30 protein-coding genes are annotated in these 26755 nt (G+C 64.5%); 24 read left to right on the plus strand and 6 right to left on the minus strand.

The annotated features are described in order from the left end of the window. Positions 1–251: 251 nt before the first annotated feature. Together MAFF_RS12425 and MAFF_RS12430 are read left to right on the plus strand one after the other, a co-directional pair. Positions 252–962 carry a helix-turn-helix transcriptional regulator gene (locus MAFF_RS12425; protein WP_044548293.1) on the plus strand — a complete coding sequence of 237 codons (711 nt, stop codon included), beginning with the start codon at positions 252–254 and terminating at the stop codon, positions 960–962. After that, positions 959–1729: a helix-turn-helix transcriptional regulator gene (locus tag MAFF_RS12430; RefSeq protein WP_010911262.1), complete on the plus strand. Its 771-nt coding sequence runs from the start codon at positions 959–961 to the stop codon at positions 1727–1729. Before MAFF_RS12425 ends, MAFF_RS12430 begins: the two co-directional genes overlap by 4 nt. A 22-nt stretch (positions 1730–1751) precedes the next feature. Here the strand turns inward: MAFF_RS12430 and MAFF_RS12435 are convergent, their stop codons facing one another. Genes MAFF_RS12435 through motA form a run of 6 tightly spaced genes read right to left on the minus strand, consistent with a single transcriptional unit; the run spans position 1752 to position 6585 of the window. Then, positions 1752–2186 carry a hypothetical protein gene (locus MAFF_RS12435; RefSeq protein WP_010911263.1) on the minus strand — a complete coding sequence of 145 codons (435 nt, stop codon included), beginning with the start codon at positions 2184–2186 and terminating at the stop codon, positions 1752–1754. After that, a complete protein-coding gene (gene flhB, locus MAFF_RS12440) occupies positions 2183–3265 on the minus strand; it encodes a flagellar biosynthesis protein FlhB (protein ID WP_010911264.1) in 1083 nt (360 codons plus the stop codon). The genes MAFF_RS12435 and flhB overlap by 4 nt, the downstream gene beginning before the upstream one ends. Before the next feature lie 3 nt (positions 3266–3268). After that, complete coding sequence (locus MAFF_RS12445; RefSeq protein ID WP_010911265.1) at positions 3269–4279, minus strand: flagellar motor switch protein FliG; 1011 nt, start codon at positions 4277–4279, stop codon at positions 3269–3271. Between the two features lie 46 nt (positions 4280–4325). Next, on the minus strand, positions 4326–4712 hold the full coding sequence (fliN, locus tag MAFF_RS12450) for a flagellar motor switch protein FliN (RefSeq protein WP_010911266.1): 387 nt from the start codon (positions 4710–4712) through the stop codon (positions 4326–4328). Between the two features lie 17 nt (positions 4713–4729). After that, positions 4730–5677: a FliM/FliN family flagellar motor switch protein gene (locus tag MAFF_RS12455; RefSeq protein WP_010911267.1), complete on the minus strand. Its 948-nt coding sequence runs from the start codon at positions 5675–5677 to the stop codon at positions 4730–4732. 32 nt (positions 5678–5709) lie between these two features. Next, positions 5710–6585, minus strand: a complete 876-nt coding sequence (gene motA / locus MAFF_RS12460) for a flagellar motor stator protein MotA (RefSeq protein ID WP_010911268.1) — start codon at positions 6583–6585, stop codon at positions 5710–5712. Between the two features lie 162 nt (positions 6586–6747). On the opposite strand from motA, the gene MAFF_RS12465 reads away from it, so the two are divergent. The 22 genes from MAFF_RS12465 (at position 6748) to MAFF_RS12570 (ending at position 26717) form a co-directional block, all read left to right on the plus strand. Beyond that, the gene (locus tag MAFF_RS12465; protein WP_044548294.1) at positions 6748–7869 is read left to right on the plus strand and encodes a DUF1217 domain-containing protein; all 1122 of its coding nucleotides are present in this window, start codon (positions 6748–6750) and stop codon (positions 7867–7869) included. A gap of 2 nt (positions 7870–7871) precedes the next feature. Then, positions 7872–8597, plus strand: a complete 726-nt coding sequence (gene flgF / locus MAFF_RS12470) for a flagellar basal-body rod protein FlgF (protein WP_010911270.1) — start codon at positions 7872–7874, stop codon at positions 8595–8597. Between the two features lies 1 nt (position 8598). After that, a complete protein-coding gene (gene fliI / locus MAFF_RS12475) occupies positions 8599–9999 on the plus strand; it encodes a flagellar protein export ATPase FliI (RefSeq protein WP_010911271.1) in 1401 nt (466 codons plus the stop codon). Then, complete coding sequence (locus MAFF_RS12480) at positions 9980–10813, plus strand: hypothetical protein (protein ID WP_010911272.1); 834 nt, start codon at positions 9980–9982, stop codon at positions 10811–10813. The genes fliI and MAFF_RS12480 overlap by 20 nt, the downstream gene beginning before the upstream one ends. A 65-nt stretch (positions 10814–10878) precedes the next feature. After that, positions 10879–11259, plus strand: a complete 381-nt coding sequence (gene flgB / locus MAFF_RS12485) for a flagellar basal body rod protein FlgB (RefSeq protein WP_010911273.1) — start codon at positions 10879–10881, stop codon at positions 11257–11259. A gap of 2 nt (positions 11260–11261) precedes the next feature. Continuing rightward, a complete protein-coding gene (gene flgC, locus MAFF_RS12490; protein ID WP_010911274.1) occupies positions 11262–11678 on the plus strand; it encodes a flagellar basal body rod protein FlgC in 417 nt (138 codons plus the stop codon). Further along, entirely contained in the window at positions 11675–11998 is a 324-nt protein-coding gene (locus tag MAFF_RS12495) for a flagellar hook-basal body complex protein FliE (protein WP_010911275.1), read from the plus strand. Before flgC ends, MAFF_RS12495 begins: the two co-directional genes overlap by 4 nt. A 10-nt stretch (positions 11999–12008) precedes the next feature. Then, a complete protein-coding gene (flgG, locus tag MAFF_RS12500; protein ID WP_010911276.1) occupies positions 12009–12797 on the plus strand; it encodes a flagellar basal-body rod protein FlgG in 789 nt (262 codons plus the stop codon). Positions 12798–12803: 6 nt separating this feature from the next. Next, positions 12804–13328: a flagellar basal body P-ring formation chaperone FlgA gene (flgA, locus tag MAFF_RS12505; protein ID WP_010911277.1), complete on the plus strand. Its 525-nt coding sequence runs from the start codon at positions 12804–12806 to the stop codon at positions 13326–13328. Further along, positions 13325–14566 (plus strand): flagellar basal body P-ring protein FlgI, encoded by a 1242-nt coding sequence (locus tag MAFF_RS12510; protein ID WP_032931517.1) that lies wholly within the window; start codon positions 13325–13327, stop codon positions 14564–14566. Before flgA ends, MAFF_RS12510 begins: the two co-directional genes overlap by 4 nt. Positions 14567–14569: 3 nt before the next feature. Continuing rightward, positions 14570–15157 (plus strand): MotE family protein, encoded by a 588-nt coding sequence (locus MAFF_RS12515; protein WP_044548295.1) that lies wholly within the window; start codon positions 14570–14572, stop codon positions 15155–15157. Beyond that, positions 15154–15861, plus strand: a complete 708-nt coding sequence (gene flgH, locus MAFF_RS12520; RefSeq protein ID WP_010911280.1) for a flagellar basal body L-ring protein FlgH — start codon at positions 15154–15156, stop codon at positions 15859–15861. The genes MAFF_RS12515 and flgH overlap by 4 nt, the downstream gene beginning before the upstream one ends. A gap of 20 nt (positions 15862–15881) precedes the next feature. Then, positions 15882–16376, plus strand: a complete 495-nt coding sequence (locus MAFF_RS12525) for a flagellar basal body-associated FliL family protein (protein WP_010911281.1) — start codon at positions 15882–15884, stop codon at positions 16374–16376. Then, the gene (gene fliP / locus MAFF_RS12530) at positions 16373–17104 is read left to right on the plus strand and encodes a flagellar type III secretion system pore protein FliP (protein ID WP_010911282.1); all 732 of its coding nucleotides are present in this window, start codon (positions 16373–16375) and stop codon (positions 17102–17104) included. Before MAFF_RS12525 ends, fliP begins: the two co-directional genes overlap by 4 nt. 243 nt (positions 17105–17347) lie before the next feature. Further along, a complete protein-coding gene (locus tag MAFF_RS12535; protein WP_010911283.1) occupies positions 17348–18334 on the plus strand; it encodes a flagellin in 987 nt (328 codons plus the stop codon). Between the two features lie 274 nt (positions 18335–18608). Beyond that, entirely contained in the window at positions 18609–19679 is a 1071-nt protein-coding gene (locus MAFF_RS12540; RefSeq protein WP_010911284.1) for a flagellin, read from the plus strand. Between the two features lie 131 nt (positions 19680–19810). After that, complete coding sequence (fliF, locus tag MAFF_RS12545) at positions 19811–21460, plus strand: flagellar basal-body MS-ring/collar protein FliF (protein WP_010911285.1); 1650 nt, start codon at positions 19811–19813, stop codon at positions 21458–21460. 3 nt (positions 21461–21463) lie between these two features. Further along, entirely contained in the window at positions 21464–22084 is a 621-nt protein-coding gene (locus tag MAFF_RS12550) for a hypothetical protein (RefSeq protein ID WP_044548296.1), read from the plus strand. After that, positions 22081–23466 carry a MotB family protein gene (locus MAFF_RS12555; protein WP_044548297.1) on the plus strand — a complete coding sequence of 462 codons (1386 nt, stop codon included), beginning with the start codon at positions 22081–22083 and terminating at the stop codon, positions 23464–23466. The genes MAFF_RS12550 and MAFF_RS12555 overlap by 4 nt, the downstream gene beginning before the upstream one ends. Next, positions 23463–24836: a chemotaxis protein MotC gene (locus MAFF_RS12560; RefSeq protein WP_044548298.1), complete on the plus strand. Its 1374-nt coding sequence runs from the start codon at positions 23463–23465 to the stop codon at positions 24834–24836. Before MAFF_RS12555 ends, MAFF_RS12560 begins: the two co-directional genes overlap by 4 nt. Beyond that, the gene (locus MAFF_RS12565; RefSeq protein ID WP_010911289.1) at positions 24833–26200 is read left to right on the plus strand and encodes a flagellar hook-length control protein FliK; all 1368 of its coding nucleotides are present in this window, start codon (positions 24833–24835) and stop codon (positions 26198–26200) included. Before MAFF_RS12560 ends, MAFF_RS12565 begins: the two co-directional genes overlap by 4 nt. Beyond that, positions 26130–26717, plus strand: coding sequence for a transglycosylase SLT domain-containing protein (locus MAFF_RS12570; RefSeq protein WP_044548299.1), 588 nt, complete (start codon positions 26130–26132; stop codon positions 26715–26717). Before MAFF_RS12565 ends, MAFF_RS12570 begins: the two co-directional genes overlap by 71 nt. Positions 26718–26755: the final 38 nt, after the last annotated feature.

Consider the following 26755-nt stretch of genomic DNA (forward strand, 5'->3'; position numbering starts at 1 on the left):
GTCGGATTCATCTGCGGGTAGATTAGACCCGAATCAGCCGGTCCTCGGGGGGCGCGGCGACCACCCAAAGTCTCACGTTCCGGAATCTTCCGGCGCCAGACGCGGATGTCTTCGCGTTCCCTCAATGGATTCCGTCTGGTTGGGCGCGGCCCCGCGCCTCGTGTGTGTCTCGTAAAAGTAACGCGTTTTCGGGTTCGGCGGCTGGCCTCCAGCATCCGGACGGCAGAAACGATTCCGGCCAAAAGCAACAAATGAGCAGTCCCGCCGCGCTTCTTCAATCCGACACATTGGGCTCGCGCCTGACGTCGCGCGGCGATCTGACCAGCTTCTTCATGGAGCTGACCGCCGAGATCGGCGCCGACAGTTACATGCTGGTCGCCATCGTCCACGACCAGGATCGCAACGACGCGCGCATCGTCTCCTCGAACTGGATCTTCGACGCCATCGAACTGATCGGCAAGCGGCTGATCGCCAGCCTTGCCCAGGGGGCCCTCACGGTCGCGCCCGGTATCCGGCCTAGACCGCTGGTGGCCGCGCGGGCCCCCGATGCCGACGGGCTGGTCTCCGGCGAAGAGGCCCGCCTTCTCGACGTGCTCGGCCACGCCGAGATCTATTCGTTGCGGCTGAATGTCGGCCGCCAGCGTCTGTTCGCCCTGTTCTCGGCGGCGACATCAGGCCAGATCGATCAGCCGGCGCTGATGAAGGCGCAGTTGAAATGCTGCTACGCGCTCTCGCATATCCCGCAGCTGATCGCCGCCGCCGCCATGCAGGATCCGCTCTCCGATCGCGAGCGCGAATGCCTGTTCTGGGTCTCGGAAGGCAAGACCACCGATGAGGTGGCGGTCATCCTTGGCGTCTCCTCCAACACCGTCAACAGCTACATCACCCACGCCATCCAGAAATTCGCGGCCAGCAACCGTGCGATGGCCATCGCCACGGCGATCAGGAGTGGCATCATTTGAAACACGCCGACATCAAGGACACCGCGGAGGCCCTTTTCAACGAGCAGCGCAGCCCCTTCGGGGCTTTCTCGCTCAGTTCTGAAACACACCACGCCGTCACCATTCCTGACGCCGTGCGCCGCTGCCGCTGGATATCAGTTGACATCAACGCCTCGGCCTTCGGCCTGTATTTCGTCAGCCCGTCGCCGGAGCGGGCCCGGCTGGTGCCGTGTTTCGATTCCGACTATCCCGGCATTGCCGTGGCGACGAAGTTCATCGCGGGCGCCAATGGCGAGGAGATCGTGCGCCACACCCACAACTCGACGGAGCCACGCTGGTGGACCGATGACGGCTTGGCCGCCATGGCCGAGATGTTTGGCAACCTTGCCTGGACCGCGCAACTATCGCCCCTGGCACCCGGCACCAGCGGCATTGCCTTTCCCGTCCACGCCGATCGCGGTCAATGCGGCCTTGTCGTCTTCCTGGGATCGAAGATGGCGCTGCCGCAGGATGCGCTCTACGAAATCCACGCCCGCTGCTTTTCCCTGTTCGCCGCTGTCGCGCGTATCCGTCCGAGCGATGCCGGCAGGATGCGTGCCATCTCCAAGCGCGAACTCGAATGCCTGAAGCTGACCGCCAACGGCAACACCAGCGAGGAGATCGCACGGCTCCTGAAGCTGTCGGTCCACACGGCCAACCAGTACCTGACCCAGTCGACGCAGAAACTCAACGCCGTCAACCGCAACCAGGCGGTCGCCAAGGCGCTGCGGCTGGGCCTGATCGAGTAACAGCTGCCGCCTGACAGGGCGTTCAAAAGGCCATAGGCTCGACCTTGCGGATCCGGGCCTGTTCGATCACCGCCTCCAGCAGCGCCGTATTGTGCTCGGGGTCCTCGCCGGGCTTTTCGAACGACACGTAATTGACCGCGACCGAATTGCCGGCCTCGCTCAGCGTCAGCTGAAAATAGACGGTCACCCCGGGTGGCCTGAGCTCGAGGTCGAGCACGATGCGCGGAGTGCCGCTCCAGTCGACATGCGCCTCGCCGCCATGGCCGAGTTTGAGCGTGCCCGGCATGAAGAACAGCTCCACCGCTGAATCGACCAGATCCGATAGGCAAGCGAAATGCTCAAGCCGGATGAAGGCGATGTAGTCGGCGACATCGATCAATCTCAGTTCGCCAACCACCTGCTCGATGGCGCTGGCGACGATGATCTCGCGGGATTTTGCGTGTGGTTGGCGGTTCATGAAATCTGTCTGCGCTCAGCCTTTTTCGAGTAGACGATCCGCACCAGTTCGGCGACGGCCTGGTAGAATTGCGACGGGATCACATTATCGACCGAAACTTGCTTGTACATGGAGCGGGCGAGCGCCACGTCCTCGAAGATCGGAATGTTGTGCTCCTTCGCGATCTCGCGGATTTTCAACGCCACCAGATCCTGCCCCTTGGCCACCACGAGCGGCGCCGAATCCTCGTCGCGCACATATTTCAACGCAATCGAGAAGTGGGTCGGGTTGGCGATGATCAGCGTCGCGCGCGGCACAGCCGTCATCATCCGCTTGCGCGCGCGGTCGCGTGCCAGCGAGCGCAGCCGCGACTTGACGATCGGGTCGCCCTCGGACTGCTTGAACTCGTCCTTCACCTCCTGCTTGGTCATGCGCAGGTCCTGCTTCCAGTGGAAGCGCGACCAGACAATGTCGATCGCCGCGATCAGCCCCATGACGAAGACAATCGCCACCAATATGTCGACCGCGATGCCGCGGATGACGAGGCCGAAAGCGACCGGATTGGTGATCATGCCGGCAAGCAGCTTGCTGTGATCCTCCGACAGCGTGAAGGTGAGCACGGCAATGGCGAAGCCGACCTTTGCCAAGGATTTCAGGAACTCGACCCAGCCCTGGGCACCGAACATCCGGTTCCAGCCCTTGGTGATCGAAATGCGCGAAAGCTGTGGCCTGATCCGCTCGCCGACGAATTGCGGCATATTCTGGAGCACCGAGGCGCCGATGCCGGCGACGGTCAAAAGCACCAGCAGGCTGACGACGGCGCGGCCCACTTCCAGCATGACGATCTTGTAGAGATCAATGACATCGGTCTCGGTGTTCATCGGCCAGGCCTCGGGCTTCTCGAGGAACATCGACAGGAACATGCCGAGGTTGATGACCGCGTCCTTGGCATAGAAGACGGTGAACACCAGTATGGCGACGAAGGAGGCGAGGATCGCGGTTTCCCTCGAATGGGGCAGCTTGCCCTGTTCGATCGTGTCGCGGACTTTCTTTTCCGTCGCCTCTTCGGTTTTGGAGTCCTTGTCGGCGGCGTCGGACATGCCTTAGGCGGCGTTCTGTGTCGCGGGAAGTTCGAATGCGCCCTCGCGCGACAGGCGGATGGTCGTCGTCACGATGGTCTTGCGCGCCGTCATGATGTCGGCGAGAGGAATCCCTTCCGACCCCTGTCCGAGTTCGGCTTCGATCATGCGCCGAGACCGCGCGCCGATCGCCGACAGCACCGCTTCGGCGAGTGCGGCCGACGTGCCGCGCAGCGCCAGCGTGACAAGCTCGGTCGACAGTCCATCGAACAAAAGCACGCGCGCCTTCTGGGTGAGCAGCGGCAGATCGTCGAAAGCAAACAGGCGGGCCCGCACACCGTCCAGGTCGGGTGTGCCGGCGGCTTCCAGGTCCTGCATGACCTCCTCGAGCAGCGGCTTGTCCAGCTCGTTGAGCACGCTGGCGACGCGCGCCTGCCCGGCCGACGTGTCCTTGGTCGAGGTTTCCGCCAGCACGCTGGCGCGCAGCCGGTTCTCGACGATCCGGGCAGCGGCGTCCGGAACATTGGCCATCGTCACCATGCGCTTGATGATTTCGCCGCGCATCGGCTTCGTCAGCGTCAAAAGCACGCTCGCCGCCGCCTGCGGCGCCAGCTTCGACAGCACCATCGCCGCCGTCTGCGGATGTTCGCCGGCGAGGAAGGTGCCCAGCCGCGAGGGTTCGAGCTTTTCGAGATCGGGCCAGATCGGCGGCGGCCCTTCAGGCGCCGCCTCCGGCTTCTTGTTGCCCATGATGGCGCTCATCTCTTCGGGCGACAGCGACTCGTTGAGGATGGTGTCCATCCTGTCAGCGGAATCGAGCAGGCCGGCACCCTCGGTGAACTCGGCCTCGAATTCGGCGACGATGCGCTCGAGATCGCTTTGCGGAATGGTCCTGAGCAGCCGGGCGCCCTCGATCAGCGCCTTCAGCTCTTCCTGCTTGAAGAATTTCAACAGGCGGCTGGCGGACGGCTTGCCCATCGCCACCAATATGGCGGCCGCCTTCTGCGCGCGCGTCAGGGTCGTCAGCGGCGTCATGCTGCCTCTCGCCTCCGCTGCAACCGGCAAGCCCCACCAGCCATGTTTAGGCGCCCTTCGTGCCGGCGATGATCTCGGTCAGCCTGATGCCGAAGCGCGAGGGGTCGCTCTCCAGCACCGTGATCTCGCCGCGGGCGATCTTGCGGCCGTTGACCACGACGTCGACCGGTTCGCCGATGCGGCGGTTGAGTGCCACCGTCGAACCCTTCTGCAGGGCCATCAGGTCGGCAACCGCCATCTCGGTGCTGCCGAGGATGATCTGCACATCGACGGGGATGTTCATGATGACGTTCGAATTGGCGCCCGCGGCGGCCCTGAACGCTGCGTCGGGGCGCTGCTCCTCTTCATGCAGGACCCCGCGCAATTCCTCGATGGCGCGATCGAGCTGCTCGTCCGGCTGGTCGATCTCTGCTTCCACTTTGGTCTTGGCCATGAATCGTCTCCAAAAGCTCAGGCGCGCCCGGCACTGGCCGGCATGAGCCCATCGATGAAATCCTGCCCGGCATCAAAAGGATGCCTGATTCGGACGGTGTAATTCTGCCCCAGTTTGCCGAACTCGCATACGAACAGCGTCTGGCCGCGCGCGCTGAGGCGTGCCCTTGATTGCGCCGTTTCGTCGAAGTCGATGACCTGGCCCACTTCGAGACTGGCGAGGTCGCCAAGCGTCAGCCGCGCCAGCGGCATGGTGGCTTCGAGCGCCACCGTCGAGCGCATCACCTCTTCCGAGAAGCGCTCCCGCCAACTCGGGCCGTGGTCGTCCCCGGCGGTGCTCGCGGCACTGTCGCGGCTGGCCAGCACGATACGCTGCGGCATCGTCACCGTGACAGTGCCGCTGTCGGCTGGCGTCGAGATGCCAAGAACGATGCGCAGTGCCGCACCATCTCGCAAAACGTGCCGCTTGGCTTCGGTGCCCGACATCGCGCGCGGTACGGGCAGACGCAGGTCGAGCGAACGCCGCCCCGATCCGTTCAGAGCCTGCGCGACCTGCTGAAACAGCATGGTCGAGACATCAACCTCGATCTGCGACAGATCGCGCTCGATCGGCGATGCCGGCGTCTCCGGGTCGCCGCCGAACAGCGTGCAGACCATGATCGCTATCGCCGGCGCGTCGATCACCAGGGTCATGGCATCGGAGGACGTGGATGATGCCACGATAGTCATGGCAAACGTATCGCCGGCACGCGAGCGCGCCTCCGCGACGCGGCTGACCTCGACGGCCCTGAGATCGACGGTGACCGGAACGCCAAGCTCACTGGTCAGGCTCTTTTGCAGCAGCGGCGCGGCGCGCTCGGCCATGCCGCGGCCAGTACCGATGACCTGGGCGGCCTCGCCGCTGTCGCCGACCAGGCGCTCGATGATCAGCGAGCGCGCTTGTGCGGGGCTGCCTGGGCTGGTCATGGCCGTGTCGGCACCGATCTGTCGTGCATCGCTCAAGCGGCCTTCTTCTCGGCGCTGCCGGTGTTCATCGTGCTCTGCTCGACGGCGTCGATGGTCGGCCGCTCATAGGACGAGATGGTCTTGCGGCCGAATTCGATCGCCACCTGCGGCAGCGCACCGTTCATGTAGGCAAGCAGCGTCTGCTTGACGATGATGTAGAGGCGGTTCTTCTTCTCGCGCACCGTCTTGATCTTGGTGGCGACAGGCCCGACCACGGCGTAGGACAGGAAGATGCCGAGGAAGGTGCCGACGAGTGCGGCGCCGATCAGGCCGCCGAGGATTTCGGGCGACTGGTCGAGTGCGCCCATCGCTTTGACCACGCCAAGCACGGCGGCGACGATGCCCAGCGCCGGCAGGCCGTCGCCGACCGCGACCAGCGCGTGATAGGCCTTCATCTTGTCGGACCGGATGGTCTGGATCTCCTCATCCATCAGCGCCTCGATCTCGTGCGAGCGGGCATTGCCGATGATGATGATGCGGCAGTAGTCGCAGATGAAATTCATCAGATCGTGATTCTTGAGCACCGTCGGGAAAGCCTGGAAGATGGCTGATTCTTCCGGATTGTCGATATGCGCCTCGACCTCGCTGCGCGACTTCGAGCGCAATTCGCGCATCAGGCTGTGCAGCACGCCGAGCGTTTCCAGGTAGTCCTGTTCTTTCGGCACCGCCTGCTTGAAAGCTTCAAGAATGCCCTTGCCGGTATCCTTGACCGTCTTCATCGGGTTGGCGACCAGGAATGTCCCCAGTGCGGCGCCACAGATGACCACAGCTTCCCAGGGCTGGACCAGCACGTGCAGATGCCCGCCCATGGCCATGAAGCCGCCAAGGACGCAGCCGAGCGTCACCACAAGTCCAATCAGAATGCCCACGAGAGGTCCTTCCGCATTTCACAACAGATGCAAGGGATAGTCCCCGTGCCTTGTGTGAGGCTTGAATCCGGGCTGTCACGGAACCGAATGTCGGGCGATTCAGTTTCGCGCAAGGAAGTGAGGTTATTGTCGCGACATTAAGCTTCGGCCGGAGGCATAACGTTGCTCAATACCTTTACCAGCTACCAGTTGATCACCAAAGACATCAACAAGTCGATCGACCGTATCGAGCAGCAGCCGACGGTCGATCGCGATACCAAATATTACCTCGCCAACATCACCAAGGTGAAATCGATCGACGATTTCGTCAACAATGACCGGCTGTTCAAATATGCCATGAAGGCCTACGGGCTGGAGGACATGGCCTACGCCAAGGCTTTCATGGTCAAGGCGCTCAAGGAAGGCGTCACCAATCCTAGCAGTTTCGCCAACAAGCTGACCGACAAGCGCTATGCCCAGTTCGTCAGCGCTTTCAACTTCGCCGCCAATGGCGCCGATGCGACGATCTACAACAAGGCGCAGCAACTGGTGACGAAGAATTACGCCATCCAGGCGCAGATCGCCGGCCTCGATCCGAAATCCGATTATGTGAAGGGCGAGACGACCTACTACCTGGCCAACATCACCAAAGTGAAGTCCGTCGACGACCTGATGTCGAACAGCCGGCTCTACACCTACGCGCTGGCCGCATACGGTCTCGACTCGGCGACCGAGGACAAGACCCTGATCAAGCAGGTCCTGCAGGGTGGCGTGCGCGATCCCAACAGCGTCGCCAACAAGCAGAAGAACCCGGCCTACGCGGCACTGGCCTCGGCCTTCAACTTCGAGCAGTACGGTGAGAACGCCACCACCATCGTTCCGGCACAGCAGCCGACCGTCGACAAGTATATGCGCCAGTCGCTTGAAGAGGATGCCGGCAACACCAATGCGGGCGTGCGGCTGGCGCTCTATTTCCAGCGCAAGGCGCCCGACATCACCAGCTGGTACGATGTGCTGGCCGACACCGCCCTTGCGAGCGTCGTGCGCACCGCGCTGGGGCTTCCCGATTCCTTCGCCACCGCCGACATCGACAAGCAGGCGCAGCTCTTCGAACAGAAGCTCGACATCTCGGATTTCACCGACCCCGTGAAACTCGGCAAGTTCCTGACCCGCTTCACCAGCATGTACGAGATCAACAATCCGACCTCGACGGCTGTGACGTCAGTCAGCGTGCTCTTTGCCCAGCCGGTCACCGCGGGCATATCAACCGATCTGATGATGGCCATGCAGAAGTTGAAATTCTGATCATGCAGGACAGTCTCTACGTCGCCCTATCCGCACAGATGGCACTCGAGCGCCGGCTCGACACGATCGCCGACAATGTCGCCAACGCCAACACCGTCGGCTTTCGCGCCACCGGCGTGAAATTCGAGGATATGGTGTCGGGCACCGGACAGAAATCGGTGTCCTTCGCCTCGTCGGGCAAGACCTATCTGTCGGGCGCCCACGGGTCCCTGAGCGAGACCGGCAATCCGTTCGATTTCGCCATCCAGGGCGACGCCTGGTTCGCCATAGACACACCGGCCGGCACCGTCATGACCCGCGACGGCCGCTTCTCGATGAACGAAAATGGCGAGCTGATGTCGATCGAAGGCCATCCGGTGCTCGACGCCGGCGGCGCGCCGATCCAGCTCGACCCCCGCAACGGCCCGCCCAAGGCCGGCGCCGACGGCTCGCTGCGCCAGAACGACCAGCTCGTCGGCTCGATCGGCCTTTACAATTTCGATCCGGGCGAGAATTTCGTGCGTTACGGCAATTCCGGCATCGTGCCGGCGCGCACCCCCGAGCCGGTCACCGACCGCTCCGATGTCGGTATCGCCCAAGGTTTCGTCGAAGAATCCAACGTCAATCCGGTGCTGGAGATGACCCGGCTGATCATGGTCCAGCGCGCCTTCGAGAACACCGCCGCACTGATGCGGCAGACGGCGTCCTCTTCCGACGAGGCGATCAAGACGCTCGGCTCGAAGTCGTAGCATGTCGCTCGACCGGTCCTCCATCCGTGCACCCGAAAGGCAGCTGCAGCCGGCGCCCGATGATCGGCTCGCCGCACTGGAACGGGTTATCAGGCGTTTCAGCAACACCGACGGGCTGGTCAAGCGTGGCGGTCTCGTCACCGAAGTCACGCAGACGCACTACAAGGTGCGCGGCCTTTCCGATTTCGCCAGGCTGGGCGACATGGTCGAGCAGCGCGGCCAGGCCGGCTCGCGCCGCGGCGAGATCGTCAAGATCAGTCGCGACGAGGTCGTCGTCGCTCCCTTCGAACGCAGCGCCGATGCCGGTATCGGCGACGCCGTGTTCCGCAGGGGTCCGCTCGCGGTTGGGCCGCACAATTCATGGCGGGGGCGCACCATCGATGCGCTGACCCGGGCGATCGATGGCGGCCCCCCGCTGATCAGGGGCGAAGACCTGTCGGGCGGCGCCACGACGCCCGGCGCCATGGCGCGGCAGCGCGTCGGCACCGCCTTCATGACCGGCGTCAAGGTCATCGACATCTTCACGCCGCTGTGCTTCGGCCAGCGCATGGGCGTCTTTGCGGGTTCGGGCGTCGGCAAGTCGACGCTGCTCGCCATGCTCGCCGGCGCCGACGCATTCGACACCGTCGTCGTGGCGCTGATCGGCGAACGCGGCCGCGAAGTCCGCGAATTCCTCGAGGACACGATCGGCGACAGCATGGCGAAGACCGTGGCCGTCGTAGCGACCAGTGACGAGAGCGCCATGATGCGCCGGCGCGCGCCCGACACCGCCATGCGCGTCGCCGAGCACTTTCGCGACCAGGGCCACCGCGTGCTCCTGGTGCTGGATTCGATCACCCGCTTCGCCCATGCGTTGCGCGAGGTGGCGACGGGAACCGGCGAGCCGCCGGTCGCCCGCGGCTATCCCGCCTCGGTTTTCACCGAACTGCCCAAATTGCTCGAGCGCGCCGGGCCGGGGGCCGAAGGCAAGGGGTCGATCACCGCCATCATTTCCGTGCTGGTCGACGGCGACGACCACAATGATCCGGTCGCCGATTCCGTGCGCGGCATCCTCGACGGCCATGTCGTGCTCGACCGCGCGATCGCCGAACAGGGCCGCTATCCGCCGGTCAATCCGCTGTCGTCCATATCGCGCCTGGCCGGCAAGGCCTGGAGCGTCGAACAGCGCGCTTTGGTGACGCGGCTGAAATCGATGATCTCTCGCTTCGAGGACACGCGCGACATCCGCCTGCTCGGCGCCTATCAGGGCGGCGCCGACGCCGAGCTCGACATCGCCGTGCGCCAGGTGCCGCTGATCTACGAGGCGCTGACGCAATCGCCCAGGGACCGCCCGTCAGCCGATCCGTTCTCCGATCTCGCCCGCCATCTCAAGGGAAAGCTGAATGCCGAATCAGGAGACTGAACGCCAGTACACCGAGCGCATCCTGAACGAGATGATCGCCGAGGCGAACGCCGCCGAAAAAGCTCGGGCCCAGGAGGAGAGGGTCGCCAAGGCAAAGGCCGCCAGCGCCATCGCGGCCAAGACCGCGGCTGTTCTGGCCAGAGCCGTCAAGCCAGCCCTGCCCCGATCCGCACCTGTGGCTCGGACTGCCGTGCCTGTCATGCCTATGGTTCCCCGCGTCGAGGCTGCCGAGATGACGCAGACGAGCCGCGAATCGCTGATCGACGGCCTGTTTCCCGTCACCGAATGGCCGCAACCGCCAAAGGCGCAATTTCCAAAGTTGAGCAAGAAGGCGGACCGGCGCAGCGACTTCGTCATCGCCGCGCTCGGCGTCACGCTCGGCCTGATCTGTGCGCTGTTTCCCTGGTATATCTTCTTCAACCAGGAGCAGTTCGGCGTTCAGGCGATCAAGTTTGGCGGCACCGGCACCAATTCGGGACGCGCGGGTGGCGGCGTGGTGACCTCGCGCAGCGCGCCGCTGACGGCCAAGGACCTTCCCAACACCAGCATCGACCTGCTCGCCACCGGAACGGTGCAGGATGACGCCACCCCGGCGCAACCGCCCGGCGACCAGCCCTTCCCGGCTGATGCCGCGAAATTTCGCATGGTCCATGTCGCCAACGGCCGTGCCATGATCGAGGACGACACCGGCCTGTGGATCGTTCAGCGCGGCTCGGTACTGCCGGACTCGAGCACGGTCTCGTCGATCGAGCAACGCAACGGCAAATGGGTCATGCTGACCAGCACCAACCAGGTGATCCAGCTTTCCAAGTAGCGGCTGCCCGCAAGGTCCGCGCAAGACTGGCGGCCTAGTCTTTGGGCACATGCCCGGAGATTCCCATGGAGCCTGTTTCCCTTTTCGATCTCGCCGCCAAGCAAGCGCAATGGCTTTCCGTGCGCCAGTCGGCGATCGCCGGTAACATCGCCAACGCCAACACGCCGGGCTACACGGCAAACGATGTCGAGCCCTTCGAGAAGGTGCTCGACCGCACGGCTGTGTCGCTGCAGACCACCGAGGCCGGCCATCTCGGCAGCGCGGCGACCAATGCCGGTTTCACCGTCAAGCCACAGGAAGATGACGGCGTGATCATGCCGTCCAAGAACACCGTCGTGCTTGAGGACCAGCTTCTCAAGGCCGGCGAGGTGCGCCGCTCCTTCGAGCTCAACACAGCGATCGTCAAGGCCTTCCACTCAATGATGATGATGGCGGTGAAGAGCTGACCATGGACGCACTGACCGCAGCCCTGAAAGTCGCAGCATCCGGCCTCGGCGCCCAGTCCGAGCGCCTGCGCGTGGTTTCGGAAAACCTCGCCAATGCCCAGTCGACCGGCACCACGCCCGGCGCCGACCCCTATCGCCGCAAGACCATCAGCTTCGTCTCCGAGCTTGACCGCGCTTCCGGCGCCTCGACGGTTGAAGTGAACTCGATCGACCGCGACCCGAGTGTCTTCCCCGTCGAATTCCAGCCCGGCAACGAGGCCGCCGACGAAAAGGGCTACGTCAAGATGCCCAATGTCAATGTGCTGATCGAAATGGCCGACATGACCGAGGCCAACCGCTCCTACGAGGCCAACCTGCAGGTCGTGAAGCAGGCGCGCGACCTCATTTCAATGACCATCGACCTGATGAGGAACCAATGATCGTGAACGGCATCGGCGCGCTCAACCTGAAGCCCGGGCTGGGCGATACGGCGACCGACCTGATTCAGGGCGGTGTCGCGCCGGCGACATCGGGCAACCTTGGCACCTCGTTCGCCGAAGCGGTGAGCCAGGCAGCCTCCAAGACCGTCAACACGCTGCAGAATGCCGAACAGGTGTCGCTCCAGGCGCTCAAGGGCGATGCCGACACCCGCCAGGTCGTCGACGCCGTGATGAGCGCCCAGCAGGCGCTTCAGACCGCCGTCGCCATCCGCGACAAGGTCGTTTCGGCCTATCTCGAAGTCAGTCGCATGGGTATTTGAGGAGTAGGTCATGAAAGCACTCGCCATCGCCGCCACCGGCATGAATGCCCAGCAGACAAATCTGGAAGTCATCGCCAACAACATCGCCAACATCAACACCACCGGCTACAAGCGGGCGCGCGCCGAATTCTCCGACCTGCTCTACCAGGTCGACCGCACGCAAGGCGTACCCAACCGCTCCAACGCCTCGCTGGTGCCGGAAGGCGTTTCGATCGGTCTCGGCGTCAAGACGACGGCGGTGCGCAACGTGCACACCCAGGGCGAGCTGACCAGCACCGGCAACAGTTTCGACATGGCGCTGACCGGCAGAGGCTGGTTCCAGATCGAGGGCGCCGATGGCGGCACGCTCTACACCCGCGCCGGCGCCTTCAACACCAACGCCACCGGCCAGCTGGTGACAGTGGATGGCGCCAATGTCATTCCGGCCATTACTGTGCCGACCGATGCGGTCGAGGTCATCGTCAACAAGACCGGCCAGGTCTTTGCCCGCATCGACGGCCAGACCAACCTGCAGACTCTCGGCCAGCTCCAGATCGTCAACTTCGCCAACGAGGCGGGCCTGGCACCGCTCGGCGACAATCTGTTCCAGGAAACGACGGCCTCCGGCCCGGCCAATGCCGGCGTGCCCGGCGATCCCGGCTTCGCCACCATCCAGCAGGGCTATCTCGAGGCCTCCAACGTCGACCCGGTCAAGGAAATCACCGAGCTGATCTCGGCGCAGCGCGCCTATGAGATGAATTCCAAGGTGATCCAGGCCGCCGACGACATGGCCTCGGTCGTCTCCAAGAACATCAGGTAAGGGACGATGGCCATGCCGATCTCCTGCTCCGCATTCCACCGCACCGCGCTGATCCTCGCGCTGGTGACCGGCGGCGTGCCGGCTTTCGCCCAGGAGTCGGCCAATCCGTCGGCAACGCAGATCGCCAGCAACCAGCCTGCCGGCGAGGTCGTGCTGATCCCCAACCGCGTCATCTATCCCGGCGAGACCATCGAGCTTGCCGCCTTGAAACAGGTGACGCTCATCGCCGGCAAGCACAAGCCCGATGCGATGGCGACCCACGCCGAAGAGCTCCAGGGCAAGATCGCCAAGCGCACTCTGCTGCCCGGTCGCTACATCCCGACCGCCGCCATCCGTGAGGCCTGGCTGGTCGAACAGGGTGCCGCGGTGCAGGTTTTCTTCATCGCCGGCGGACTGACGATAACAGCCACCGCGGTGACCTTGCAGCCAGGTTCGGCCGGCGACCTCATCAAGGTTCGCAACAGCGACAGCGGCAAGATCCTCTCCGGCACGGTGATGGCCGACGGAACCATCCAGGTCAGCGCTTCATGATGCGCCTGCTTGCCCTTCTGCTCGCGGCCACGCTCGGCCTGCAGCCGGCCCTGGCCGACGGCTTGACACCCAAGGCCAAGCGCGACCTCGCCGCCAAGAACGGCGGCGTCTACGACGATCCGGAATATGATCCGGCCACCACGACCCGCATGTTCCGCGTTTCGCCCGGGCCAAGCTCGCTGCCGCCCGGACAGGTCGCCTCGCGCATCAAGGATATCGCTCAGCTGCAGAGTTCGCGCGACAATCAGCTGGTCGGCTACGGCCTGGTCATCGGCCTCGCCGGCTCGGGCGACAGCCTGCGCAATTCGCCGTTCACCGAGCAGTCGATCCGCGCCATGCTGGAAAATCTCGGCATCGCCACCGAAGGCGGCAGCGCGCGCGCCAAGAACGTCGCCGCCGTCATCGTCACCGCCAATATGCCGCCCTATGTGCAGTCGGGCGCCCGCATCGACATCGACGTCTCCTCGATGGGTGACGCCACCTCGCTCGCCGGCGGCACGCTGATCATGACGCCGCTGAAGGCGGCGGATGGTGAGATCTACGCCGTCGGCCAGGGCGCGGTCATCGTTTCCGGCTTCACCGCCAAGGGCCAGGCCGAGCAATTGACGCAAGGCGTGCCGACCGCCGGCCGGGTGCCGAACGGCGCCATCGTCGAGCGTTCGGTGAAGGCCGAATTCGACGACCAGTCGACACTGACGCTGCAATTGCGCAATCCCGATTTTTCGACCGCCATCCGCATCGCCGACGCGATCAACGACTATACCAGCCAGCGCTTCGGCATGCGCGTGGCGGGCGAGCGCGATTCCCGCACCGTGCAGATCAGAAGGCCGAAGGGCGTTTCGGCCGCGCGCTTCTATGCCGAGATCGAAAACCTGGTGGTCGAATCCGATACGCCGGCCCGCGTCGTCATCGACGAGCGCACGGGCACCATCGTCATCGGCAACGACGTCAAGATCTCGCGTGTCGCCATCAGCCACGGCACGCTGACGGTGCGCATCACCGAAGCGCCGCGCGTCGTGCAGCCCGAGCCCTTCTCCAAGGGCGAAACCGCCGTCGAGCCGTTCACCGCCATAGACGCAACCAGGCCCGATGCCCGCGTGGCGGTGCTCGACGGACCCGACCTGCAAACCCTCGTATCCGGCCTCAACCGCCTCGGCGTCAAACCGGACGGCATCATTGCCATCCTGCAAGGCATCAAGTCGGCCGGCGCCCTGCAAGCCGATCTGGTTCTCCAATAGGCGATGCCGATGATCCCCTCCCACCCATCCCACGAAAGACGCCCCTCCCGCGCCATCCTGTTGGCGGCCGCGGCTCTCGCGGCCATGGCCGTTGCCAGTGGCGGCGCACATGGCGAGGATGTTGTTCGCCAGGTTCTGCCCGGAGCGCAGCCGCCGGTGGCGCCGCAGCAATTGGCGCGGGAGAAGGCGCCGGATCAGAGCGAGATCGAGCGCTTCTGCTCCAACATCGCCGACGCCGCCCGCGACCGCCGCTATGCCTTGCAGGCCGAGGAACTGAAGCAGCTGCAGGCCGGCATCGACGAGCGCATGAAAGCGCTGGACGCGAAAAAGGCCGAATACGAGACCTGGCTGAAGCGGCGCGAAGTGTTCCTGGCACGGGCCGAGGACGGCGTCGTCAAGATCTATGCCGGCATGAAGCCCGATGCGGCGGCCGAACGCCTGGCGATCGTCAACGCCGACCTGGCCGCGGCCATCCTGATGAAGCTCGATTCACGCAAGGCCGGCGTCATTCTCAACGAAATGGACCAGAAGGCGGCGGCGACGCTCACCGGCATCATGGCCAGCGCAGCCCGAAGGGTAGATCCGTCATGATCCGCAGAACGCTCATCCTATGTGCGGTCGCTGCGCTATCCGGCTGCGGCACCAACCTCAGGGAAGTTGGCAAGGAGCCGTCGCTGTCGCCGGTCGGCTCAGGCATTGACGGCGGCAACACGTCTGCCCTTTACAAATACCCCGAGCCACCTCGGGCGCCGGTGAAGAAGTTCTCGCTGTGGGACGATCGCCAGAGCCGCCTCTTCACCGATCCCCGGGCGCTCTCGCAGGGTGACATCCTGACCGTCCGGATCAAGATCAACGACCGCGCCAATTTCAAGAACCAGAACGACAGGAGCCGCACCGCCAACCGCAAGCTCGGCTTCGACCTCAGCGCGCAGTGGGACAAGTGGAGCACCGCCGGCAAGGGTGCCGGCGCGCTCAACTCCGCCACGGACACGACGGCCGATGGTGAGATCAAACGGTCGGAAACGCTTGAACTCAATGTCGCGGCGATCGTCACCGACGTCTTGCCGAACGGCAATCTGATGATCACGGGGTCGCAAGAAGTGCGCGTCAACGCCGAGTTGAGGGTGCTGACCATCGCCGGCATCGTGCGGCCGGCCGATATCGGCGCCGAGAACACGATCCCCTACGAACGCATAGCCGAAGCGCGCATTTCTTACGGCGGGCGCGGCCGCATCAGCGAGATCCAGCAGCCGGCCTACGGCCAGCAGGTTCTCGATCAGGTTCTTCCGTTCTAGGGATTGGAGAACAAAGCGCCGTGGCCAATGTCGAACAACTCCAGCCTCGCAAGGGTCCATCGCTTGTGGTTCAAGGCGCCATGCTGCTGGTGGTGACGGCCGCCGCCATCGGCATGGGCTGGATGTCGGGCGGATATCTCAAGGGCGCCGGGGCACCCTCATCGGTGCCTGTCGCACCTGAAAATGAGGGCAAGGTCGCCGAACCCGATGCTGCGCAACAGCCTGGCACGGGGCCGACGCTTGTGGCGCTGGCGCCGATCACCACCAACATCGCCTCACCCGCCGACACTTGGATCAGGATGGAAGTATCCGTGGTCTACGACGCGCCACAGCCGCCGGCGATGACGGAGGACATCCATCAGGACCTTCTGGCCTTCGTGCGTACGGTGAAGATGCATCAGATCGAGGGCGCTAGCGGTTACCAGCACCTGAAAGCCGATATCGAGGAACGCGCCTCGATCCGCAGCCAGGGGCACGCCAAACAGGTTCTCATCAGGACATTGCTGCTCGAATGAAGAAGTTCCTTCTCGCCGCGGCGTTGATCGGCGCCGCCACCTCCGTCGCGGCGGCGCAGCAGCTGGACCTTGGCGGCATCGGCAAGGCCGACGGCGCCACCGTCGGCTACATCATCCAGATGTTCGGCCTGCTGACCGTGCTGTCGGTGGCGCCCGGGCTGCTGATCATGGTGACGAGTTTCACCCGTTTCGTCATCGCCTTCTCGATCCTGCGCGCCGGCATCGGCCTGCAGTCGACGCCGGCGAACCTCATTCTCATTTCGCTGTCGCTGTTCATGACCTTCTATGTCATGGCACCGACCTTCGATCAGGCCTGGAACACCGGCGTCAAACCGTTGATGGACAACCAGATCAGCCAGACAGAGGCCTTCGAGAAGATCTCGGATCCGTTCCGCACCTTCATGCTGCACAATGTGCGCGACAAGGATTTCGACCTTTTCGCCGACCTCGCCCGCGAGCGCGGCCAGGTCGTTGCCAAAGAGACGGTCGACCTGCGCATCCTGGTTCCCGCCTTCATGATCTCCGAGATCCGCCGCGGCTTCGAGATCGGCTTCCTGATCGTGCTGCCATTCCTGGTCATCGACCTGATCGTCGCCACCATCACCATGGCGATGGGCATGATGATGCTGCCGCCCACCGTGGTGTCGCTGCCGTTCAAGATCCTGTTCTTTGTCCTGATCGACGGCTGGAACCTGCTCGTCGGCAGCCTGGTGCGCTCCTTCACCTGACCCCGCCGTCCGGCCCGAGGCCGCGTCTGCCCGACAGGAGCGGGCAGTACGCCGGACATCGGCGATTTTTCTCGAATTATTTTCGATTAACCGTCCGATTTAGCCCTTTGGTAGGAACTCGCCGCCATAGTCGCTCGCAGATGGCGGGTGATCTCTCGACGATCATTGGCATGATGCCGCTCCGTCATACCGGAAAAGCCGGTATGTCAAAAAAACACCTGTAAAAACAAGGTACGAGTAGCCATGGCCAGTATCATGACGAACAGCGCTGCATTGACGGCGCTGCAGAGCCTTAACGCCACCCAGAACAACCTCTCCACCACCCAGGCCCGCATCTCGACGGGCTACCGCGTCTCCCAGGCTTCGGACAACGCCGCCTATTGGTCGATCGCCACCACGATGCGCTCCGACAACCAGGCCATGTCCACCGTTTCGGACTCGCTCGGCCTCGGCGCCTCGAAGGTCGACACTGCCTACACCGGCATGAACAGCGCGATCACCACCATCAACGCGATCCAGCAGAAGCTGACCGGCTCCTATGGTCAGACCGATGCCGCCAAGGAAAAGACCCAGGTCGAAATCGCCGCTCTTCAGCAGCAGCTGAAGGGTTACGCCGACTCCGCCACCTTCTCCGGCACCAACATGCTGTCGGTTTCCACCGCTTCGGGCACGGCCGCCGACGTCAAGATCGTCTCGGCCTTCAACCGCAGCTCCACCGGCTCGGTTTCGCTCTCGACGATCGACGTCAACGTGGAAAGCATCAAGCTCTATGACTCCGGCGCCGCGCCGACCGCCAAGGGCCTCCTCGACACGGCCCGCCTCGGCACCACTGGCGCTGCAACCACCACGGCACAGGCCCCGACCCTTGGTGCTGCTCCCGCTGCCGGCGATACCTATTCTGTCGCTAGCCTGGCCATCTTCTCGGGTACCACGGCCGCCAGCGACGCTCAGATCTCGCAGATGATGACTGTCGTCGACGCCGCGCTCAAGGACATGACCACCGCCGCCACCAAGCTCGGCGCCGCCAAGAGCTCCATCGACCTGCAGAAGACCTTCACGCAGAGCCTGATGGACTCCATCGACCGCGGTGTCGGCCAGCTCGTCGATGCCGACATGAACAAGGAATCGACCCGCCTCCAGGCGCTGCAGGTCCAGCAGCAGCTCGGCGTCCAGGCGCTGTCGATCGCCAACGGCTCGTCGCAGTCGATCCTGTCGCTCTTCCGCGGCTGATCGCCCCAGACCGACCAATCAAGAAAACGGGCCGCGCCAAAAGCGCGGCCCGTTTTGCGTTTGCTCCAGCCCCGCGCAACCCTCGTTTCTTAACCCTCGAAAGCGAGCCTTTAACAGGCCGTTAACCATAACGCGCTAGTCATGGTTAACCATAGCTTACAACGGATTGGCGAATCGGCCCGGTCGGGGCGACGGCAATCGATGGGCGGGCCAGCGGCTCGCTAGGGCAATGCCGGCTTTTGAGAAAGACCGGCCTGGGAAAAGGAGCGAGTTCTTGGCGAGCATCATGACAAACGCTGCGGCGTTGACTGCACTTCAAAGCCTCAACGCCACCAACAAATCGCTTGAGCATACACAGTCGCGAATCTCGACGGGCTACAGGGTCTCCGAGGCTTCCGACAACGCCGCCTACTGGTCGATCGCCACGACGATGCGCTCGGACAACCAGGCGCTCTCGACGGTGCAGGATGCGCTCGGCCTCGGCGCCTCGAAAGTCGACACCGCCTATACCGGCATGAACAATGTTCTGACGTCGATCGGCCAGCTCAAGACCAAGCTGCTCTCCACCATCGGCCAGACGGCCGCGGCCAAGGCAAAGACGCAGACGGAAATCACCACGCTTCAGGCGCAGATGAAGTCCTTTGCCGATGCCGCCACCTTCTCGGGCTCGAACTACCTTTCGGTGACGTCAACGCAGGTCGCTGCCCCCAATGACGGCGTCCAAGCCAACGCCAAGATCGTCGCGTCCTTCAATCGCTCCTCCTCTGGCGCCATCTCGCTCGGAACGATCGACATCAATGTCGAGAGCACGAAACTGTTCGACAACGGTCTTTCCACCGCCGTCAAGAACCAGGGCACGCTCGACCGCAAGACTTCCGTATACGCGACAGCGGCCGCCCAGAACCTTTACGACACAGCCTATGCGGCTGCGATCGCCGGCGGTGGCACGGACATCGCCGCCAACACGGCTGGCCAGACGGCCGCGGGCGCGGTGGTCCCCAGGATCGACAACGTTTCCGCCTTCAATCTCGACATCACGGCAGCAGGCGTGACTGACGACATCATCACCCAGATGATCGGCAAGATCGACAAGGTCATGAGCCAGCTGACCGACCAGGCCACCATCCTGGGCGCCGCCAAGAGCTCCATCGACCTGCAGAAGACCTTCACGCAGAGCCTGATGGACTCCATCGACCGCGGTGTCGGCCAGCTCGTCGATGCCGACATGAACAAGGAATCGACCCGCCTGCAGGCCCTGCAGGTCCAGCAGCAGCTCGGCATCCAGGCGCTGTCGATCGCCAACAGCTCCTCGCAGTCGATCCTGTCGCTGTTCAAGAACGGCTGATCCAGCCGTAGCCGACGGATACTGCTCCCTCCAATTCACGGGCCGCGCCGCAAGCGCGGCCCGATTTCATTTTCGCACAAGCTTCGAAGGCTAGTGTTCCGGCGGACAATCATGCTGGGAGTCGCTCTATCGTGCCGGAACAGATCCAGAGCATCATCTCGAATCTCCGCGGTTTTGGTGTGAAGCGCCTCGCCATGCTGGCGGGCATCGCCGTTCTGGTGATGGGCGTCATCGGCATCGCCTCGGTCTACCTCAACCGCCCGGCCTACGACACGCTCTACGTCGGGCTCGACCGAGCCGATGTGAACCAGATCGGCCTGGTGCTGGGTGAGGCCGGCATCGGCTTCGATGTCGGCTCCGACGGAACCTCGGTTCTGGTGCCGGCCGGCACAACGGCGCAGGCGCGCATGCTGCTTGCCGAAAAGGGTCTGCCGACCAGCGCCAATGCCGGCTACGAGCTGTTCGACAATGTCGGCGCGATGGGCCTGACCTCGTTCATGCAGCAGATCACCCGCGTGCGTGCGCTCGAAGGCGAGATCGCCCGCACCATCCAGTCCATATCGGGCATCAAGGCGGCACGCGTCCACATCGTCATGTCCGAGCGCGCCAATTTCCGCCGCGACGAACAGCAGCCCTCGGCATCGGTCGTCATCCGCTATGCCGGCATCGACGCCGAGAAAAGCGCCCAATCGATCCGCCATCTCGTCGCCGCCGCCGTGCCTGGCCTGTCGGCCGACAAGGTGACGGTGCTCGATTCCAACGGCAACCTGCTCGCCGCCGGCGATGATCCGTCCAACACCAGCGCGGCCCGCACGCTCGGCGTCGAGCAGACCGTGGAGGCGCAGATCGGCGACAACATCCGCCGCGCGCTCACCCCCTATCTCGGGCCTGACAATTTCCGCGCCAGCGTCAAGGCCGAGGTCAACACCGACACCCGCCAGACCGAAGAGACGATCTTCGATCCGAATTCGCGTGTCGAGCGCTCGGTGCAGTCGGTGCGCGCCAATGAGAACAGCAACCAGAAGCAGGCCTCGACCCCGGCCAGCGTCGAACAGAACCTGCCGGAGACCCAGGCGACCAGCACCGAGGGTCCGCAAACCACCTCGGCGAACGACCGCAAGGAAGAGATCACCAATTACGAGATCAACTCCAAGAAGATCGCCACCGTCTCCAACGGCTACACCGTCACCAAGATGTCGATCGCGGTCGTCGTCAACCAGGACAGGCTGAAGACGATCCTGGGCAAGGACGCGACACCGGAGCAGATCGCCAAGCGCGTCGCCGAGATCCAGAAAATGGTGACGTCGGCCACCGGCCTCGACGACAAGCGTGGCGACGTCATCGACGTCTCGGCGGTCGAGTTCATCGACGGGCTGGACGGCGAAGCGATCCCGCAGGCTGGAATGCTGGATTCCATCGGCCAGCACGCCGGCACGCTGATCAACGCCGGCGCCTTCATCGTCGTGGTGTTCCTGGTGGCCTTCTTCGGCCTGCGGCCGATGGCGGCCGCGCTGACGGCAAGAGCAACGCCCGCTTTGTCGGGCCCGAACTTCGACGAAGTCCAGCGGTCGCTGCCGACACCTGAGGCGGCTGCTTCCGCCGATGCGGGCGCCGCCATCGGCGCCTTGCCCGGCTCGCGGCCTGGCACCAATCCGCTCGATGATCTTCGCCAGAAGATCAGGCCGGCACCACAGGAGCGGCTTGCCCGCATGGTCGATCTCAACGAGGAGCGCACAGCGCAGATCCTGCGCAAATGGGCGGCCCAGGAAGTCGCGGCGTAAACCATGGCCTCCGCAGCGCTTTTTGATCTTCTCCCTGATTTCGGTACGCGCGCGCCGCGCGTCGGCCAGCCCCAGGCCGCGCCCGACCACAAGCCGGAAGCATCCGCACCTCAGGCCGATATCGGCACGCTGATCGCCGAGGCGGTTGCCCAGGCAGAGGCAACGCTGGCGGAGCGGCTCGTCGCTGCCCATGACGCAGCGCTGGAGGCGGAGCGCCAGGCGAATGCCGAGGAGGCGAGGGTTTTCCTCGAAAGCTTCGGCGGCGATATCGGCAAGGCGGTGTCGCTGCGCATCGACGCCATGGAGACGCGCGTGACGGACCTCGTCGCCGCCACCGTCGCCCGCATCATCGGCGGCGTTGTCAGCGACGATCTGCAGAAGCGCTCGCTCGAAGCGCTTGCCGGCGCGGTTCGCGAAGCCGTCGGCGATGGCGAAGCGGTCCGCATCGCCGTGCGCGGGCCGCTGTCGCTGTTCGAAACGCTGAAGGCTTCGCTTGGACCACGCGCTGCAAATCTCGACTTCATCGAGGCGCCAGGTTTCGACTTGACCGTGACCATTGACGAGGCCGTGTTCGAGACGCGCATTGCCGAATGGTCGGCGACCCTTTCCGAGGTCCTGTCATGAGTGTCGTCGACGCCGATCACGGCAGGCACGAGATCATCATCGTGCGGCGGGCACATGACGACCACGATGAGGGCCATCACGGCGGCGTCTGGAAGATCGCCTTCGCCGACTTCATGACCGCCATGATGTGCTTCTTCCTGGTCATGTGGCTGATCAACGCCGCCAACGAACAGACCAAGGCGGCCGTCGCCAGCTACTTCAACCCGGTCAAGCTGGTCGACCGCAATTCGAGTCGCAAGGGGCTGGAGGATCTGGGCGACGGGCCAAGCGCCATTGGCTCGACGGCCGACAAACCGCAACAGACGAAGGCCAAACCCGGCCAGGCTGGCAGCGGTGACGCGGGCTCATCCGACGCCAAGAAGGACAAGCAACAGCCGCAACAAACCGACGATCACCTCTTCGCCGACCCCTATGCGGTGCTTTCCGAAATCGCCACCGACACCGGCGTCATGCAGAATGTCAGCCAGAAGGGCGATGGCGGCGCGCAGAGCGCCGGGCCGGCCACGGGCGCCTCGGGCGGCGCGTCCTACCGCGATCCTTTCGAACCGGATTTCTGGTCGCAGCAGGTGGCCGCGCCCGCCGCCGAGGCGAGTGCCCAGCGCCCCAAGATCGAGGGCGATCCGCTCAAACCAGGCGACAAGGCCGCGGAGAGTCAGGTCGCCAAGGTCAAGGCCGTGCCGCCGGCGCCGCCCGTCAAGGATGCACCGCTCGAGCCCCTGGCCGAGAGTGGCAAGGACGCCGCCGCGACGATGGCCAAGGCCGGCGAAACCAAGGCCAGCGGAGCCAAGGCCAGCGACGCCAAGACCGGAGATGCCAAGACTGAAGACAGCAAGGCCGTGGCTGCCGCCAAGGCGGATACCGCAGCCGCCGCGCAAGAGACGGCAGCGCCTGAAGCCGGGGAGAAGCCGCCGACCGCCGCTGCCGTGAAGGCGGCTGCCGATGTCAAGCAGCAGCTGGCCGATGCCTTCAAGCCCGGCGACAAGCTGCATGACGGCGTTTCGGTCGAAGCCACCGACAAGGGCGTCGTCATCTCAATCACCGATCAGCTCGACTTCGGCATGTTCGAAGTCGGATCGGCGGTGCCAAGCCGCGAACTGGTGCTGGCGATGGAAAAGATCGGCCGCATCGTCAACAGCCAGAAGGGCACCATCAGCATCAACGGCCACACCGATGCCCGCCCCTTCCGCAGCGCCAGCTACGACAATTGGCGGCTGTCGACGGCGCGCGCGCATTCCGCCTACTACATGCTCGTGCGCGGCGGCGTCGACGAGCGCCGCATCACCGAGGTCGCCGGCTTCGCCGACCGCCAGCCGAAGGATCCGGCCGATCCCCTGTCGGCGGCCAACCGCCGCATCGAGATCCTGATGGCGACCGGCGGATGAACCGGGCGGCCGTCACCAGCCGGCTGATGGGCCTGTTGCTGCTGGCAGCCGGATATCCGTCGGCCGGCTTCGCCCAGGACACGCTGCAGCCCTACCAGCTGGTGCGCTCGCTGCAGTTGGTCCAGGACCGCATCGCGGCCGGCGATCACGCCGCGATGCCGATGCAGGCCAAGCTGCTCGAGATGATCGATACCCGGCTGCGCGAAGCAGGTGCGGAGGACTTCAAGGACCCCAAGAATTTTCGCGCGCTCCTGGTCTACGGCATGAGCGGCGGCAATCCGGTGACCGTCGAGGCGGCGGTTTCTCGTGCCAAGTCCGTGGATGCCCAAGACCTCTCAATCGCCAAGGGCGTCATAAACTATCTGGTTGGCCGGCCCGCCGGCGCGATCGAAGTCCTGAGGCCAATCGATCCTATGACGCTGCCCAGCGACCTCGGCGCTTTTCTTGCCTTGGTCAAAGGATCGCTGATGGCGACGGACGACCCGGTGATGGCACTTACATTGCTCGATGAGGCCAAGCTGCTCAGCCCCGGCACACTGGTCGAGGAAGCGGCCCTTCGGCGTTCGGTCGGCATCGCCGTGACCAGAGGCGATGCGGCACGATTCGCGCGTGCCTCCACCCAATATGTCGAGCGCTATCTCTATTCGCCCTATGCCAGCCAGTTCGCCGATTCCTTCGTCTCCGGCGTCATCACGCTGCATATGTCGATCAGCCAGGACAAGCTCGCCGACATCACCTCGATGATGGATCCCGAGCGCGAGAAGGTAATCTATCTGCGCATCGCCCGCCGCGCCGCGATCGACGGCCTCAGCGAATTGTCGGCCTTTGCCTCAGCGCGGGCCGAGCAGGGCCGCGACGGCAACACCAATCAGGGCGATCCGCGCGCCGAGCTTTACTCGAGCCTGTCCACGGTGACTTCCGGTACGATCGAGGATGTCCGCACCAAGCTCGGCAAGATCGACCGCAGCAAACTGTCGGACGGTGACCGTGCCTTGCTCGACGCCGCCCAGGCGATCGCCGGTGAGGTGGTGGCGCCGCCTGCTTCCCTTCCGGGCGCGACTCCGGCGTCTGCAGCCCTTGCACCGCAGCCCAAACCTGAGGTCGCCATCGCGCAGCCTGCCGACGCGGCCGGATTGCCGCCCGTCGAGGGTGCCGTCTCCGAACGGCCTGCCGCCTCGCCATCCGGCGGGACGGTGGCCGCCGCACCGGGCGCGCCGGCGCCTTCCGCCGATTCGGCGGCGGTCCTACCGGCATCGGCGCCAGCAAACTCTGCCGGTCCCGACACGACCGATCCGACCGACGCCGCCATGATGAAAACCCGTCGACAGCTCGACCTGATCGACCAGATGCTCGGAGCCGCCCCGAAATGACCCCAAGCCTCGGCCCGGCCCTGCCAGGATTTACCGCCGCCCGCACGGCGGAGCAGCCGGCTACTCCCGGCAAGAAGGATGATGCTGGTTTCGGCAAGATGGTGCATGGCGGCGCGGGCCAGGCGGAAAAGCAGCCTACGACCGAACGCGGCGCGCGCGATCCGGGCTGGAGCAAGCTTGCCGCCGGCCTGGCGGCACAGGCAGGCGAGGACGAGCCGATGCCGGCCGGTAAGGCGAGGACCGCGCCCACTGGAGCGGCGGCAGCGAAATCCATGAAGGACGGCAAGGACATTGAGGCGGACAAGGACGCCGATACCGAAGCGCCAGCGACCGACGCCGGCGCAACGCCGCTCGACGATCATCTGCCTTTGCTGATGGCGTTTCATGACCTGCGCCATTTCTCGACATCGGCCAAATCAGCCGACGCAGGCGAGACCGGACAGGGACCGGCGCTCGACGGGCAGCTCTTGTCGAAAGCCTATCGGCCGACATCCGGTCACGACGACCTCGAACCGATGCCGAAGCCCGAGCGGGTCTCACTCGTCGACGGGCCGCTGACGAAGCTCGAGTCCGCCCGCGACGCAAGCGCCGGCACTGGCGCACCACGGCGTGACAATGCAATCGCCGCTGGCCCGCTGCCCGAGACGACAACCGCCGAGGTGCCGGGCGTCGAGCCGAAGCAGGCGGCGCCACAGCTGAAGTCCATCGCCGACGTCCAGTCCTCGTTGCGGTCCGAGCCAGGAAAACCGCTCTCGGCCCAGGCGCGCGTCGACGTCGTTTCCGAGCGCAGCTTCCCTGCCCCGCCGCAGGCGCCGATGAGCCAGGCAGCACTCAACGTAATCAACGCCGTAGCGGCTGATGTTGGCCCGCAGCAGGCGTTTTCGACAGCCTCCGCGACCACCCATATGGCCGGCTCTGTTGCCGTTCCGACACACGTGTTGAAGATCGAACTTCACCCGGCCGAACTGGGCATGGTCACCGCCCATCTTCGCCTCTCGGGAGAACAACTCTCGATTGAATTGAAGCCCGAAACACACGACGCCTACCGCCGGCTTTCCAGCGACAGCGAGGCAATCGTGAAGTCGCTGCGCGGGCTGGGCTTCGAGGTTGATAAGGTCACGATCATGCAACCGTCGGTGGCCGTTCCGGCGACAACCCGGACGGATGCAACCGCCTCGCTCACCGCCGCGCCTGGTCGCGACCAGTCCGCCTTTCAGCCCGGAAACTCCAGCGGCGGCAACAGTGGAGCCGGCGGCCAGCAACCGGGCCAGCAATCCGCAAGGGGTAATCATGATGACGCGCAAGCCCACGGCCGCGCTGCTTCGCCATCTCGCGAGCGCGCTGGCGGCGATATGTTTATCTAGCCTCGCGACCAGCGCCCTCGCCGCCACCAATCCCTGCGAGCCCGAGATCCTGCGCGCCGCCGACCGCTATGGCGTGCCCGCCGGCATCCTCTATGCCGTCGGCCTGACCGAGACCGGCAAGAAAGGCAGCCTTCAGCCTAACGCTTTGAATATAGAAGGAAAAGCGATCTTTCCAAGGAGTCGGGCCGAAGCGCTTGCCACCTTCGCCAATGCGCAGCGCGAGGGTAAGACGCTGATCGATCTCGGCTGCATGCAGATCAACCATCACTATCATTCCTCGCATTTCCGCAGCGTCGAGGACATGCTCGACCCGCGCCAGAACGTTGACTATGCGGCGCGTTTCCTGGCCAGTCTCCATGCCCGCCACGAGACCTGGTCGATGGCCGTCGCCCGCTACCATGCCGGCCCCGACAACGACCCGGCGCAGAAGATCTATGTCTGCAGGGTGATCGCCAACATGGTTGCCACCGGTTTTGGCAAATGGACAACCAACGCCCGCGCCTTCTGCAACCCGTAAGCGTATTTTCTGCTTCTAATACGCCAACCACGCTGCAT

The organism is Mesorhizobium japonicum MAFF 303099 (assembly GCF_000009625.1).
Classification (GTDB): Bacteria; Pseudomonadota; Alphaproteobacteria; order Rhizobiales; family Rhizobiaceae; genus Mesorhizobium; species Mesorhizobium japonicum.

Bases quoted from the DNA above. Each gene is read 5' to 3' on its own strand.
- MAFF_RS12425 (WP_044548293.1), top strand. From the start codon at position 252: ATGAGCAGTCCCGCCGCGCTTCTTCAATCCGACACATTGGGCTCGCGC.
- MAFF_RS12435 (WP_010911263.1), bottom strand. From the start codon at position 2,186: ATGAACCGCCAACCACACGCAAAATCCCGCGAGATCATCGTCGCCAGC.
- flhB (WP_010911264.1), bottom strand. From the start codon at position 3,265: ATGTCCGACGCCGCCGACAAGGACTCCAAAACCGAAGAGGCGACGGAA.
- MAFF_RS12445 (WP_010911265.1), bottom strand. From the start codon at position 4,279: ATGACGCCGCTGACGACCCTGACGCGCGCGCAGAAGGCGGCCGCCATA.
- fliN (WP_010911266.1), bottom strand. From the start codon at position 4,712: ATGGCCAAGACCAAAGTGGAAGCAGAGATCGACCAGCCGGACGAGCAG.
- MAFF_RS12455 (WP_010911267.1), bottom strand. From the start codon at position 5,677: ATGACCAGCCCAGGCAGCCCCGCACAAGCGCGCTCGCTGATCATCGAG.
- flgF (WP_010911270.1), top strand. From the start codon at position 7,872: ATGCAGGACAGTCTCTACGTCGCCCTATCCGCACAGATGGCACTCGAG.
- fliI (WP_010911271.1), top strand. From the start codon at position 8,599: ATGTCGCTCGACCGGTCCTCCATCCGTGCACCCGAAAGGCAGCTGCAG.
- MAFF_RS12480 (WP_010911272.1), top strand. From the start codon at position 9,980: ATGCCGAATCAGGAGACTGAACGCCAGTACACCGAGCGCATCCTGAAC.
- flgB (WP_010911273.1), top strand. From the start codon at position 10,879: ATGGAGCCTGTTTCCCTTTTCGATCTCGCCGCCAAGCAAGCGCAATGG.
- flgC (WP_010911274.1), top strand. From the start codon at position 11,262: ATGGACGCACTGACCGCAGCCCTGAAAGTCGCAGCATCCGGCCTCGGC.
- MAFF_RS12495 (WP_010911275.1), top strand. From the start codon at position 11,675: ATGATCGTGAACGGCATCGGCGCGCTCAACCTGAAGCCCGGGCTGGGC.
- flgG (WP_010911276.1), top strand. From the start codon at position 12,009: ATGAAAGCACTCGCCATCGCCGCCACCGGCATGAATGCCCAGCAGACA.
- flgA (WP_010911277.1), top strand. From the start codon at position 12,804: ATGGCCATGCCGATCTCCTGCTCCGCATTCCACCGCACCGCGCTGATC.
- MAFF_RS12510 (WP_032931517.1), top strand. From the start codon at position 13,325: ATGATGCGCCTGCTTGCCCTTCTGCTCGCGGCCACGCTCGGCCTGCAG.
- MAFF_RS12515 (WP_044548295.1), top strand. From the start codon at position 14,570: ATGCCGATGATCCCCTCCCACCCATCCCACGAAAGACGCCCCTCCCGC.
- flgH (WP_010911280.1), top strand. From the start codon at position 15,154: ATGATCCGCAGAACGCTCATCCTATGTGCGGTCGCTGCGCTATCCGGC.
- fliP (WP_010911282.1), top strand. From the start codon at position 16,373: ATGAAGAAGTTCCTTCTCGCCGCGGCGTTGATCGGCGCCGCCACCTCC.
- MAFF_RS12535 (WP_010911283.1), top strand. From the start codon at position 17,348: ATGGCCAGTATCATGACGAACAGCGCTGCATTGACGGCGCTGCAGAGC.
- MAFF_RS12550 (WP_044548296.1), top strand. From the start codon at position 21,464: ATGGCCTCCGCAGCGCTTTTTGATCTTCTCCCTGATTTCGGTACGCGC.
- MAFF_RS12555 (WP_044548297.1), top strand. From the start codon at position 22,081: ATGAGTGTCGTCGACGCCGATCACGGCAGGCACGAGATCATCATCGTG.
- MAFF_RS12560 (WP_044548298.1), top strand. From the start codon at position 23,463: ATGAACCGGGCGGCCGTCACCAGCCGGCTGATGGGCCTGTTGCTGCTG.
- MAFF_RS12565 (WP_010911289.1), top strand. From the start codon at position 24,833: ATGACCCCAAGCCTCGGCCCGGCCCTGCCAGGATTTACCGCCGCCCGC.
- MAFF_RS12570 (WP_044548299.1), top strand. From the start codon at position 26,130: ATGACGCGCAAGCCCACGGCCGCGCTGCTTCGCCATCTCGCGAGCGCG.